The following is a 13,994-nucleotide window of genomic DNA, read 5'->3' as shown; positions in this document are numbered from 1 at the left end:
TTGTATCCTTGCATCTGGTAAAACCCAAATTCTATTATAATAATGTATGGGTTAATTTACTAAAAACCAATAATTTTGCTTACTTCTCGTACTTTCGATAAGATACTTATCACTAAAAAATTTAATTCTGATCTGACCTGATATACCAGTGGTTAATTGTTGTACGCCAAGTTCTGTGTATCTATGCATTACTTCACTATGAGGCATTAACCATCGTCCATTAAATGCACTTGAATGAATCACCCATTTCGGTGAAACTGCTGCTATAAACCCTGAACTTGAAGAAGTATTACTGCCATGATGAGGGCTTACTAATATTGTTGCTTTTAAGTCTACTGACTTGCTAATTAATTCAAGCTCTGCGTTCTTGTGGATATCACCTGGAAGTAATATAGAAAAGTTATCGTCTGAAACCTTAACAACACATGAGTTATTATTTGATTTTTTACTTTTAGTGATAGGCCATAAATTTTGAATTTTTAGATCTCCAAACTTCATCAGTCCTAAAGTACAAGTATCAATTTCTTGGGGAAGGTTAGTGTTAATTAACAAAGTATCTTTCAACCCAAAATTAATCCAATCCTGTAATCCGCCGACATGGTCGTTATCACGATGACTGAGCATAGTGTGTTTAATTGTAAGATTTTTTCCTTTAATATATGGAATAATTTGTGTTTGCGCGATACTCAACCCGGTCATATATTTAGCACCTATATCATAAACGTATGTTTTGTTGTTTTGACTTATTAAGACACTAAGACCATGGCCAACATCCAAAATATCTACTTGCCATATCGATTTTTGTTCTGTTAATTTATTGACCAGTAATATAAAAACAGGTAAATAAACAAAAAATTTAAATGAAGAAAATGACAAAAATAGCGTTAGATAAATTAATATTAATGACTGCCAGCTGAGTTCTCCTAATTGCAGCCAAAATACATTAACTTCAAGTTCTGATAAATACCAAAATAACTCACTTAGAAACATGTCTAAATATAATAACAATGAGGTAGATAAATTAAATAATGAAGAAAATGAAATAATCACTATGCTAGGTAAAATAAATAAAGCCATCAATGGGATCGCAATTAAATTAACAAATATTCCAATGAAACTTGCGCCATCATTGAAAAACCAAACTAAAGGAAATAAACCAATTGTTAAATTCATTTGAATAATAACCAACCATGAAAATCGTTTTAATGCTGTGTTATGTTCCATACTAAATTTTGTATAACTAAAAATTAATATATATACAGCCAAGAATGAAAAATATATGCCAGGGTTTAATAATTGAAATGGATTGATTAATAGTGAGATTATTAACGCATATTGCAGTGCCCGATAACTAAAATATTGAGCCCCTTTAATATACATAAAAGAAAATACAGCTAACATAATTAATGCTCTAATTGCGGAAATAGAACAGCCACTCAATAAGGTATAGGTCAGAGCAAAAATAAAACCTGTACAAGTATAAAGTGTATTTATATTTAATTTCTGTTTTGGTTTTATCATAGATATGATGATTATAAATTTTACACTGTAAAATCCAATGGCAAACATCATGCCTATATGTAAACCAGAAATAGCAAATAGATGACTGATCCCCATAATTTTGAACTTCTCTTTATATGTATGAGGCATCGCAGATTTATCGCCAAACAAAATTGCTTTATAGAACCAATAATTGATCGACTTTATAAATGCGGTTGATATCTTTTGTTGTAGGATTTTCTGTGTATCAGGTGCATTATCTTTTATTATTTTTATACCAAATTTATTATCAATATATCCTTTGGCTTTAACATGATTATAAAAAGCCCAAAGTTCACTGTTTGCCCCACCAAAATTTTGTAAACTTCTAAAAGGTTTTACCTTTACATTGGCAGTTAAGGTATCATTAACATTGAGCTGCGGTTTATTTTTATACCAAGATAAATTTATATATACAGTTTGTTTTATATTTTCATGATCTAATTTTAGTAATTTAGCTTTAAAATATATAGGATGTTCAATATTGTTACCTGTATTTATAAGCGGTTCATAAATTTTTATAACTTGAGCATCAATCTTGTAACTTTTACCTCTTTGATATTGAGGTAACTCCCAGTTATAAAATATATGGTAATAAGCAAGTAAATAAATGGTTGCAGCAAGAATGCTAAGTACTAAAATTCTAAAGCGTTTAAAATATAAACTTAATATCAAAATACATGCAAAAATTGCAAAAAAGACTGGTGTATTAAACTGAAACAGCGACAATAAGCATCCAAAAACAAATCCAAAACAGATTTGACTATAAGGAAACATTTTAGCGTCATGGCAAAAAAAATCATTCAACGTTTTTTACCAGATCACGATAAGATTAAAAATAATAAATCACTTAAAATATTTGGTTCATTATTACATGATGCAAACTTATGGCATTTAAATCGCCGTTCAGCGAGAGGCGCTTTTGCAATAGGTTTATTTTTTGCTTTCATACCTGTTCCTTTTCAAATGCTATTAGCTGCAGCTTTAGCAATTCCTTTTCGTGTTAACTTGCCTCTTTCGATTGCATTAGTTTGGATCACTAACCCGCTCACCATGACGCCAATTTTTTATGGCTCCTACTTAGTAGGTGCAACAGTATTAGGCCAACATGGACAAGATTTTTCATTTGCCCCCACAGTACAATGGTTAATAGACAGCTTATCAACTATAGGACCCGCTTTTATACTTGGTAGCTTAATTTGCGCCTCTGTCGCGGCATTAATCGGATATTTTGGTATAGATGTTTTATGGCAAACATCAGTTCGAAGGGCATGGAAAAAACGCCATAAATAAATATTAGTATAATTTTTGATAATTTATAAAATAAAAAACCGCTATTAAGCGGTTTTTTATTGCAGCTGGTACTAAATCTCAGGCAATTAAGAAAAAAACCTTCTTCGAATTGCGACAAATGGGAGTAGTATGACACTCAAGAAACCAAAGCTTGCACCTTGTCTTTCATATGTTTCAGATGCTTGTGTTGAACATTTTTCAACTTCACCTCCAGTTGGTACGAGTTTAACTGCTACAACAATACTCTCAAATTCTTCTTGACCCGTACTATCAATTACAACATTACCTTTGGCATCACGTTTTTTAACTGTTTTAGTAGCTGATCCAATGATTTCATTGTTTTCATTAATACCAGTTGCTTCAGCCACAACATAAGGATATCTGTCTTCACCATTACTTGCATAACAAGGTAATAAATCATTTATGTTTGTAAAATTTTCTGCATGGATTTCATACATGAAAGCTTCTCTTCTTCTGTTGGAAGAAGTATTTGTTTCAATCTCACCTTCTCCTACAATAATCCCCTTATTATTGATATCTCTTGCAATTGAGCTTGAGCTTGAGAAATAATCTTCTGGGAATATTGTTTGACCAGTATTAATGTCATGGTAATAAAACTTAGTACGAGTAGTACCACTAATCGTTTTATTTGCATAACCGACAATAATATTATTATCATTAATATCTGATGCTTGACCGCCAAACCAATCATCTTCTTGATCAATAAAGCCTTGTGCTTCACCATCTTTAAAGTATGCCGGCATAGTGACTATAGTATCAGTATCTTTCCATCTCATATGAGAATAACCAGCAACAATGCCTACTTGATTGACAGTTAAAGCTGTACTTTTAAAAGCAAAATCTTCATCTTCTTCAGGTGTTAATGCCAAACCTAAAGTCTCGGTATTTGTTACATTAAACTCAGAATCTAACGTCCACTTTACTGCACGTCGATCAAATAATTGATTAGTTTGATTTTTGTATTGCCAAACACAAACAGTTTCTGGTTCATCTTTACCATCACAATTATCATCTAAATTCTTTTGACGGTCTTCAGGTATGCCAGTTGACACATCTCCTACTAACACATAGCCACCGCCCTCTCTTTGAGAGATGTCAGTGATAATACTCATACCACCATGCTCATTAAATTCTGGCTCTATAGTGATATGACTACCATCAGGTTTAATTACTATCCCGCGGCTTTCAAATTCACGTACGTAGAATAGTTCTTCTTGGGTTTCATCTTCTGGTGTGAACATTTCTTTTGTGTAAACAGAGCTTCCCCATCCTACTTTTACCCCATTCTCTGAAATAGCTGTTAGGTTATTGACAACTGATCTACTCAGACCATCATATTGATAATTACCTGAATCAATTAAAAGTTGTGAATCAAAAATTATTTGTTCTTGAGGCCCACTTACAAAAGAAACAACCGCTGCATCTTCGATTTTCTGCCAATTAGGATCAGTTTTTTTGCCAGACAAAAAAGACAACATAAAGGTAAGTGCATCAGCATTTAAATTACCTGCTTCAATATCTTGCAAAGTAAAAGTGATTTCTTTATCTATACTTTCTTCATATTTATCTTGATTATTCCAAGCATTTTTAAGTGTATTATCTTCAAAGTCGATAGCACTAATATCAATTGGTAAATTAAAATTACCTCGTACAGCTCCTATTGCTGTGCCATCATTATTAAAATCTGTAACATAACTATGTTTAGCCGTTTGCGAATTACCTAATTCTACAACTTCATATGTCGCAGCATTAACTTGTGTACTTAAAACTGTTGCTACCGCAAGCGCGGTTAATTTATATTTCATTGTGACCTACTACTAACCTTTTAATTCTTCTAATTCTTCCCAGCGCTCAAACGCAACTTCGAGTTTGGACTCGGCTTGGGCCAATTCGTTCAATTTAACTTGAGTAATGTCACTTGATTGTTTATAAAAATCAGCGCTTGTCACTTCAGTTTGTAGTGCTTTAACTTCATTTTCTAAAGTTTCAAGTAGGGCTGGTAATTGTTCTAGCTCTAGTTGTAATTTATATGATAGCTTTTTAGATTTACTATCTGAAGACACCTTTGTATTACTTTGTAACGGTTTTGTATTAGTTTGTTTTTGAACATCACTTTTTTGTGTTAGTTTTTTAGCTTGTTCTTCTTTATATTTTTTATGTTCTTGATAATCAGTGTAACCACCTACTATTTCAGAAACAACACCATTACCTTCAAAGCCCCAAATACTACTACAAGTATTATCAATAAATTCACGGTCATGGCTTACAACTAATACGGTACCATCGTATTTATCTACGATTTCCTCTAAAAGTTCAAGTGTTTCAACATCTAAATCATTTGTAGGTTCATCAAGGACGAGTATATTAGACGGCTTTAAAAACAATTTAGCAAGCAGTAAGCGGTTTTTTTCACCGCCAGATAATGCTTTAACCGGTGTGCGCGCACGCGCAGGAGGGAATAAGAAGTCTTGTAAATAACCAAGCACATGACGGTGTTTACCACCCACGAGTACTTCTTGTTTACCTTCAGCAACATTTTCTTGTACCGTTGCTTCTTCATCAAGCACTGCTCGGTATTGATCGAAATAAGCGACATCTAAATTTGTACCTTGCTTTATAGTACCGCTTTGAGCTTCTAATTGGCCAAAAAGAAGTTTTAACAGGGTTGTTTTACCAATACCATTAGGACCAACTAAACCAATTTTATCCCCTCTAATTACAAGAGTCGAAAAATCTTTTACGATTGTTAAATCTTTAAATGCATGAGATAGATTTTCAGCTTCAAAAACAAGTTTGCCAGATCTTTGTGCAATTTCAACGTTAAAATCAGCTTTACCTACTTTTTCAATTCGTTGTTTTCGTTCATTTCTAAGCGCCTCTAACGAACGAACACGCCCTTCATTTCGAGTTCTTCGTGCTTTAATACCCTGCCTGACCCAAGTTTCTTCTTCCGCTAATTTTTTATCAAATAATGCATTTTGTTGTTCTTCTACTTTTAAATCATGCTCTTTTTGTTCTATATATAAAGCATAATCACCAGGGTAAGATACAAGCTTACTGCGATCTAAATCGAGTATTCTAGTAGCAAGTGAGCGAATGAATGCACGGTCATGAGATATGAATACAATGGCTCCTTTAAACTCTTTTAGGAATTTTTCTAACCAAAGTACACTTGCTAAATCTAAATGGTTTGTTGGTTCATCTAATAAAAGTAAATCTGGGTCACATACTAATGCTTTGGCCAGTGCTACTTTTCTAAGCCAACCACCAGAAAGTGATTCTAATTCAGCTTCAGGATCTAGTTTTAATTGACTCAAAACCAAGTTAATTTGTGAATCGAATCTCCATCCATCTTTAGACTCTAGTTCATCAGATAAGCGTTCTAATTTTTTGAGGAGATGATCAGTACATTCCGTTTGTAGCTGAGTACTAACATGATGGAAATCAATAAGTAACTGTGCCATACCTGGAAGGCCTTGAGCAACATAATCAAAAACAGTTCCGATAGCACCTTTTGGTGGATCTTGTTCTAAACGAGATATCTTTAAATCATTTACACGGTTAATATTACCGTCATCTAAAAGTACTTCACCATCAAGTATTTTTAAAAGTGTTGATTTACCCGCTCCATTTCGGCCAACGATACATACACGTTCGCCGTTTTCAATTATTGCTTCTGCATTATCAAGTAAGCAGTGAGTGCCAAACGCAAGTCTAGCACTTGTTATTCTTATTAAGTCCATTACAAACCTTTTATATCTTGTTCATTAAACGGCCAAAATAACTTGTTACCGTTTTGATTATTTTCTAATACTGGGATCGATGTTTGATATAGTGACATATGATTTTCACTTTCAATTATATCTAATAATATAATATCGGATACATCAAAAATATTTACTAACAACTCATAAGCTTGCTCACATAAGTGGCAACCTTGAGTATGATATAAAGTCACTTTAGACACGAGTGATCAACCAACTATTGTGAATGTGTTTGTTTCTTTTAAAATCTGGAGATAGGGTCTTTTCGCTGATATTTTTAGCCTGTAAACCTAATTCATTAAGTTTTTCTTCATCCATCTTAAAACCACGTTTGTTATTCGAGAAAAATAACACGCCATTTTCACTTAGGATTTTTTTAGTTGTTTCAAATAACTTAATGTGATCTCTTTGTACATCAAATGCATCTGTCATACGTTTTGAATTAGAGAATGTAGGTGGATCTAAGAAGATAAGATCATATTCACCTTGAGCGTTATCTAGCCATGCTAAACAATCGGCTTGGAAAAAACGATATCGCGGATTCTGAATATTATTGAGTTCAAAGTTTTCTTTACCCCAATTGATATATGTTTTCGACATATCAACAGTTGTAATAGATTTAGCGCCTCCGATTGCAGCTTGAACAGACGCTGTACCTGTATAAGCAAATAAATTCAAGAAACGCTTATCATGTGCATTCTGTTGAATATATTGACGTGCTAAACGGTGATCTAAAAATAAGCCGGTATCTAAATAATCGAATATGTTTACTTTGTATTTAGCACCATACTCAGCCACTACCATTGATTGGTCTTGTTGTGAAATTGTACTGTATTGAGAATCGCCTTTTTGTTTTTTCCGTACTTTAACGGCAATTTTTTCAGCTGGTATGTCTAGTTGTTTACTTGTTAAATATATAATATCTTGAAGTCGTTTATTTGATACTTGCTCATCAACTTCTTTAGGGGCTGCATATTCATAAATAACCGCGTGGTCATTATATATGTCTACTGCAACATTATATTGTGGAATATCAGCATCATACAAACGATAAGTTGTAATGCCATGTTGTTTTAACCAATTTTTTAAACCTTGTTTGTTTTTCTTTAAACGGTTTGCAAAAGCAGTTGAATCTTCATAATTTAACTCTGTTGAATGTGTTGATTCTACAACCTGTTTTTCATCGAGTATGTAAGTATTTAATACACAATCTATCGGACCATTTTTAAACTTGTAACGTTTATGGCGAACAATTTTTAATAATTTAGATAAAGCTTCATCGGAGCTCAGTAAAGCGAGGTGCCAATCTGCATAGTGCTTCTTAAAAGCAACCCCCATGCCTCTATATAAATTGATTAGTTCCGCTGTTCCTCCCATACGCTCACCATAAGGTAAATTGGAAAGTACAACACCAGCACGTTTAGAAACAGGTTTAAGGTTAGCTGCATCTCCTTTACTAAACTTTATGAGTTGATCTACGCCAGCAGCTCTGGCATTGTTTTGAGCTTTAGACAGTACAAAACCATCAATATCTTGGCCAATTAAGTAAAGTTTTTTAGGGGATTGTAAATCGCTAACTTCTTCTCTTACTTCTTGATATTGTGATTCGTTAAAGTTTGGTAAACGCTCAAATGCAAACTGCTCTTTTTTAAGGCCTGGTGCTTGATTGTTGGCCATACCTGCAGCTTCGATTAATAAAGTACCTGAACCACAACATGGATCAAACAATGGTTGAGAGACATCTTTTAACCATCCACTTCGATGGATTAACGCTGCAGCTAAATGCTCTTTTATAGGTGCACGACCTTGCCCTTGACGATAACCACGTTGTGATAACCCTGTACCAGAATAATCTATGTACAAGTCTAATTTGTTTTGATGATAACGTGCTGCAATGCGAACTTGTGCATTTTGTTTATCAACATCTGGACGAGTTTCATATAAATCTTGGAAGTAATCAACAATCGCATCTTTGATCACTAAACCTGAAAACTGTGTATTTTTTAATTCTGTATTAGTACCACTGAAATCAACTGCAAAGGTGGTTTTTGGCGTTAACCACTCACCCCAAGCTTGATAACGGGCTAAGTTATATAAATCAGTTTTATTTTTTACATTTTCTTTTTCTGCAATTTTCATCAAAATTCGCGTCGCGAAACGCGTAGATAAACAGATTTTTTGCGCAAGCGGTAACTCGGCTTCAAACACAACAGAACCGACACTTTGTTTGCCAATTTGGGCTCCTAACTGTTTTAGTTCGTCAGCTAAAATATTTTCAATACCAATTGATGTTAACGCGATAAATTGCAAAGTGATTCCTTAATAAAAATACTAATTTTATATACCTAAATTAACTAAGTATAAATTTGGAAGGCAGTATAACAAAAATTCACTTAAAGCACTTATTTTTAAACACGATATAGTTATATAAAAATGAATACATGGGTATATATTTAAATAGCACATGATGAAAAGAACATACTTTTATCTATATGTCCTTTTTTGACCCTATATATGTCTTTTAAAGACATACTATTAAAGACTCAATCCAATTAATCTAATTTCATTATTATTAAAGTGGTTAATCAAATGAGACGTTGGAATGGTTGGGGTGATGAAAGTAATTATATGGATTTACCTGAGTCAGCAGGTATGTTTTTACAAAATATATTAGGTTCGGGCCAAAAACTAGTAGATGCAAAACTTGAAGATGTAATAGCAAAAGTACCAAAATCAAGAGCTCCTCATCATAAACTAATCAATATTGATTTAGAAGAAAGAGTCCGTCACGCAACAGGCCAATCATTATCAGACTATTTGTCTACTCGTAGCGGTAATATTAAGTACTTTCCTGATGGCGTGTGTTATCCAACTAATAATCAAGAAGTCCAAGATATTTTGGCTTTAGCTAAATTACATCATTTAGATTTGATCCCATACGGTGGTGGGACAAGCGTTGCTGGACATATTAATGTTGCATCTTCAGTACGTCCCGTGATCACGGTAGATATGTCACGAATGAATAAAATGTTAGATCTTGATATCAATAGTAATATAGCAACATTTGGTGCTGGTACATCAGGGCCTATGGTAGAAGCGCAATTACGTGCTAAAGGATACACTTTAGGTCATTTTCCGCAATCATTTGAACTATCAACGATAGGAGGCTGGGTAGCAAGTCGTTCCAGCGGTCAACAATCTTTACGTTATGGTCGTATTGAACAAATGTTTGCAGGTGGCAGTATCGAAACATTCAATGGCACACTAGATATTCCTACTTTTCCTGCTTCATCAGCTGGACCTGATTTAAGAGAGATCATATTAGGCAGTGAAGGTCGTTTTGGCATAATAAGTGAGGTAAAGGTAAGGGTCACTAAATTACCTGAAAAAGAAAAGTTTACAGTTTTGTTTTTCCCTAACTGGCAATTAGCGACTGAATTTTGTAAACAAGCAGTTCAAGATAAAATAGCTTTATCTATGTTAAGAGTAAGCAATGCAACAGAAACTAAGACTCAACTAAAATTAGCAGGACATCAAAAAGCCATTTCATATCTTGAAAAGTATTTATCTCTTAGACACTGTAGAGATAATAAATGTATGCTGACATTTGGTATTACTGGAAGCAATAAACAGGTTAAAGCATCGCAATCACAAATAAATTTACTCATAAAAAAATATAAAGGAATTTCTACGGGCACTCTTTTAGGAAAAAGGTGGGCTCAAAATCGTTTTAAATTTCCTTATTTAAGAGATGCTTTATGGCAGCAAGGATTTGTTGTTGATACTTTAGAAACAGCAACTGATTGGCAAAATGTTGATAATTTACTAGATAAAGTAGAAGGCAATTTAGCAAATACTTTGAAAGATAAAAAAATACATATTTTTACACATCTATCCCATGTTTATGGACAAGGTTGCAGTTTGTATACCACGTATGTGTTTGCTAATGACAAATCGTTTGACGAAACATTTCAAACTTGGCAAAAACTAAAACACAGTACAAGTAATATAATCGTAAACAATAACGGGACTATCAGCCATCAGCATGGTGTAGGTAAAGATCACGCTCCTTATTTAGAAGTTGAAAAAGGGTCTTTAGGAATAAAGGTCATAGAGACATTATCTGAACATTTTGACCCAGAAAAACAACTTAATCCTGGAACTTTGCTCCATGACTGATAGTTTTAACTTAAATCGCTCGCAGCGCTTATCAATAATGCAAGAACAAACTGATTGGGATATTGTCATTATAGGGGGCGGCATCACTGGCGCTGGTATTCTTAAATTAGCAAGTCAGTTAGGGTTAAAAGCACTATTACTTGAGCAAAATGATTTCTCTTGGGGTAGTTCAAGTCGCTCTTCAAAAATGGTTCACGGAGGATTGCGCTATATTGCGGATGGTCAAATAAAGTTAACCATAGAATCAGTTAGAGAGCGCCAACATTTAGTAGAGCACTCTAATGGTTTAGTTTTTAATCAAAGCTTTTTAATGAGCCACTATCATAAAGAATTTCCACAACCTTGGATATTTAACGGTTTGTTATCTGTTTATGACTATATCGCGGGTATAAAGCAACATAGCTATCACCCAAAACAAGATTATTTTTATTTTGCACCTAAAGTTAAGTCAATTCACTCCAAAGGAGGAAGCCAATTTGTTGATGCTATGACTGACGATTGCAGACTCGTTTTAAGGTTATTGCAAGAGGCGCAAACCAATAATAATGATATTTTAGCAATTAACTATACTAAAGTGATCAAGTTAAATTATAACCGCCAAAACATTAAAAGTGTAATTGTTCAAGTAAACGATCAAGCAGAACCTATAACCATTAATAGTAAAGTTGTGATCAATGCGACAGGTGCACTTGCAAACCAATTTAACAAATATAATCAAAAAGTTAAGTTAAGAGCATTAAGAGGCAGTCATTTGATTGTTTCAAACTTGAGCTTACCCGTTGCCAGTGCAATTTCAGTGAGGCACCCTAAAGATAAACGTCCTGTTCAAATATATCCTTGGCAAAACGCAACCGTTATTGGAACTACAGATGTTGAACATCACAAAGACTTAAATATTGAACCAAATATCAGCCAAGATGAATTTGATTATTTACTTCAATGTGTAAAACACCAGTTTGAAAATATAAAACTTACAGAACTAGATTTAATTTCTACATTTTCTGGCGTTAGACCAGTTGTCACTAAAGGAGGCGTAATTACCCCTTCAAAAGAAAAAAGAGATCATAGTATTTGGCATGAATATGGCCTGATAAATATCGCTGGTGGAAAGTTAACTACTTTCAGAGTCATTGCGAAACATGTTTTAGAAATTGCCTGTAAATTATTAAATAAAGATGTTGATACATACATGTTCACTGCTTTTGATGAAAATTTCCGAATAAATAAAAATAACTTATCTAAACACATAATAAATCGCTTAGCCGGTAACTATGGTCAGTTAACCAATCAACTCCTTATTGAATCTAATCAATCAGATATGAAGCCAATATCCTACAGCCTTACATTATGGTCAGAAATTATTTGGTCAATAAAACATGAACAAGTAATGCATTTAGATGATTTGCTATTAAGGCGTACTCGAATTGGAAATGTATTACCTAATGGAGCAATTGAACAACTAGATAAAATAAAACCATGGTGTATTAAATATTTAAATTGGGATGAAAGTAAATGGCATGATGAACTTAATCGATATCTGAATATTTGGAATACTCACTATAGTTTTAAACACTTAACTAAGAAATATGAGGGAAAGCTTAATGAATAAGTATGATCAAAGCCTGATCCTCACTATTGATAACGGCACACAAAGTATTAGGGCTTTAATATTCGATTTAAAGGGTAATCTTTTAGCTAAGAGTAAAGTAGAGTTTGAGCCATATTTTTCTGAAAATCCGGGGTGGGCGGAGCAAAATGTTGAATCCTTTTGGATAAACTTAAAGCTTTGCTGTCAACAGTTGTGGCAACAATCTAATGTTATAAATAATGAATACCAGAGTAAAATTACAGCTGTATCGCTAACCACGCAACGTGGTTCAGTTATTAACTTAGACAAAAACTATAAACCTCTTAGACCCTGTATTTTATGGTTAGATCAACGTCTAGCAAAAATAAATAAAAAAATGCCTTGGTATTGGTCTGCTACTTTTAAATGCATAGGTCAATCAAAAGTTATTGAGTATTTTAGACAAAAGGCACAAATCAACTGGATCAGGCAAAACGAGGCCGATATTTGGCATAAAACAGATAAGTTCTTATTATTGTCAGGTTACCTAACGTATAAATTAATAGGTGAATTCAAAGATTCAACCGGGGCCATTGTAGGCTATTTACCCTTTGATTATAAAAAACAAAACTGGGCGAAAAAAATTGATTGGAAATGGCACGCATTAGATATTAAACCAAGTATGTTACCAGAGCTTGTTAAACCGGGTGAGATATTAGGGCTAATCACTGAAGAAGCAGCAAAATTAACAGGAATACAAACGGGCACTAAACTTATCGCTTCAGCATCTGATAAGGCATGTGAAGTACTAGGCTCTGGTTGCTTTGAACCTTCAACTGCAAGTTTAAGTTATGGTACAACAGCAACGATCAATACAAATAATAAAAAATATGTAGAACCACAAGCATTTATTCCACCATACCCTTCTGCAATTCCTAATCATTACAATAGTGAAATAATGATTTATCGTGGTTTCTGGATGGTTAATTGGTTCAAAAAAGAGTTTGGCCAAAGTGAAATCGAAAAAGCAAAAAGTTTAGGCGTTTCTCCTGAAAGCTTATTTGATGGTCTAGTTAAACAAGTCGCTCCGGGTTCGTTAGGTCTCATATTGCAGCCATATTGGTCACCAGGTATCAAAAATCTAGAAGCAAAAGGGGCTATTTTAGGTTTTGGCGATGTACATACCCGCGCTCATATATATCGTTCTATTCTAGAAGGATTAGCATATGCATTAAGAGAGGGCAAACATACATTAGAAAAGCGTCAAGGGACAAAAATTAACAGTTTAATTATTTCAGGTGGCGGCTCGCAATCTGATGCTGCAATGCAATTGAGTGCAGATATATTCAATTTACCAACTCATAGACCGCATACTTTTGAAACATCAGGATTAGGTGCGGCAATGAATGCAGCTGTTGGTTGTGGATATTATGATAATTATCAACAAGCGACACAACAAATGACACATATTATCGATACATTTGAGCCCATAAAAGAAAACGTAGCCCTCTACGATGAATTATATAGCAAGGTATACTTGAAAATGTATAAACAATTAAAACCAATATATACACAAATCAAAAAAATAACGGGCTATCCACAATAAATTAAAAATTCAGCAAATAAACAAG

General features: G+C 33.7%; 9 protein-coding genes. 4 read left to right on the top strand and 5 right to left on the bottom strand.

The window, feature by feature from the left end:
• Nucleotides 1-51: 51 nt before the first annotated feature.
• Nucleotides 52-2,268 (bottom strand): DNA internalization-related competence protein ComEC/Rec2, encoded by a 2,217-nt coding sequence (locus tag CJF42_RS05400; RefSeq protein WP_170940481.1) that lies wholly within the window; start codon nt 2,266-2,268, stop codon nt 52-54.
• 57 nt (nt 2,269-2,325) lie between these two features.
• On the opposite strand from CJF42_RS05400, the gene CJF42_RS05395 reads away from it, so the two are divergent.
• Complete coding sequence (locus tag CJF42_RS05395; protein ID WP_095365699.1) at nt 2,326-2,832, top strand: DUF2062 domain-containing protein; 507 nt, start codon at nt 2,326-2,328, stop codon at nt 2,830-2,832.
• Between the two features lie 86 nt (nt 2,833-2,918).
• On the opposite strand, the gene CJF42_RS05390 is transcribed toward CJF42_RS05395, so the two are convergent.
• Genes CJF42_RS05390 through rlmKL form a run of 4 tightly spaced genes read right to left on the bottom strand, consistent with a single transcriptional unit; the run spans nt 2,919 to nt 8,927 of the window.
• A complete protein-coding gene (locus tag CJF42_RS05390; protein WP_095365698.1) occupies nt 2,919-4,658 on the bottom strand; it encodes a DUF3466 family protein in 1,740 nt (579 codons plus the stop codon).
• A 12-nt stretch (nt 4,659-4,670) separates the two neighbouring features.
• Complete coding sequence (gene uup / locus CJF42_RS05385; protein ID WP_095365697.1) at nt 4,671-6,596, bottom strand: ATP-binding cassette ATPase Uup; 1,926 nt, start codon at nt 6,594-6,596, stop codon at nt 4,671-4,673.
• Complete coding sequence (locus tag CJF42_RS05380) at nt 6,596-6,820, bottom strand: glutaredoxin family protein (protein WP_095365696.1); 225 nt, start codon at nt 6,818-6,820, stop codon at nt 6,596-6,598. The genes uup and CJF42_RS05380 overlap by 1 nt, the downstream gene beginning before the upstream one ends.
• Entirely contained in the window at nt 6,813-8,927 is a 2,115-nt protein-coding gene (gene rlmKL / locus CJF42_RS05375; protein ID WP_095365695.1) for a bifunctional 23S rRNA (guanine(2069)-N(7))-methyltransferase RlmK/23S rRNA (guanine(2445)-N(2))-methyltransferase RlmL, read from the bottom strand. The genes CJF42_RS05380 and rlmKL overlap by 8 nt, the downstream gene beginning before the upstream one ends.
• A gap of 279 nt (nt 8,928-9,206) precedes the next feature.
• Here rlmKL and CJF42_RS05370 point away from each other — a divergent pair, with 279 nt between their 5' ends.
• Genes CJF42_RS05370 through CJF42_RS05360 form a run of 3 tightly spaced genes read left to right on the top strand, consistent with a single transcriptional unit; the run spans nt 9,207 to nt 13,969 of the window.
• Complete coding sequence (locus tag CJF42_RS05370) at nt 9,207-10,796, top strand: FAD-binding oxidoreductase (protein ID WP_095365694.1); 1,590 nt, start codon at nt 9,207-9,209, stop codon at nt 10,794-10,796.
• A complete protein-coding gene (locus CJF42_RS05365) occupies nt 10,789-12,405 on the top strand; it encodes a glycerol-3-phosphate dehydrogenase/oxidase (protein WP_095365693.1) in 1,617 nt (538 codons plus the stop codon). The genes CJF42_RS05370 and CJF42_RS05365 overlap by 8 nt, the downstream gene beginning before the upstream one ends.
• Nucleotides 12,398-13,969, top strand: coding sequence for an FGGY-family carbohydrate kinase (locus tag CJF42_RS05360; protein ID WP_095365692.1), 1,572 nt, complete (start codon nt 12,398-12,400; stop codon nt 13,967-13,969). Before CJF42_RS05365 ends, CJF42_RS05360 begins: the two co-directional genes overlap by 8 nt.
• The last annotated feature ends 25 nt before the right edge of the window (nt 13,970-13,994 follow it).

The sequence above is a fragment of the Pseudoalteromonas sp. NBT06-2 genome (assembly GCF_002276045.1).
GTDB lineage: Bacteria > Pseudomonadota > Gammaproteobacteria > Enterobacterales > Alteromonadaceae > Pseudoalteromonas.
Note: the sequence above shows the minus strand (reverse complement) of the source record. Positions and strands in the feature narration are given on the sequence as shown.

Coding starts and splice junctions, on each gene's coding strand:
- CJF42_RS05395 (WP_095365699.1), top strand. CDS start 2,326: ATGGCAAAAAAAATCATTCAACGTTTTTTACCAGATCACGATAAGATT.
- CJF42_RS05390 (WP_095365698.1), bottom strand. CDS start 4,658: ATGAAATATAAATTAACCGCGCTTGCGGTAGCAACAGTTTTAAGTACA.
- uup (WP_095365697.1), bottom strand. CDS start 6,596: ATGGACTTAATAAGAATAACAAGTGCTAGACTTGCGTTTGGCACTCAC.
- CJF42_RS05370 (WP_095365694.1), top strand. CDS start 9,207: ATGAGACGTTGGAATGGTTGGGGTGATGAAAGTAATTATATGGATTTA.
- CJF42_RS05365 (WP_095365693.1), top strand. CDS start 10,789: ATGACTGATAGTTTTAACTTAAATCGCTCGCAGCGCTTATCAATAATG.
- CJF42_RS05360 (WP_095365692.1), top strand. CDS start 12,398: ATGAATAAGTATGATCAAAGCCTGATCCTCACTATTGATAACGGCACA.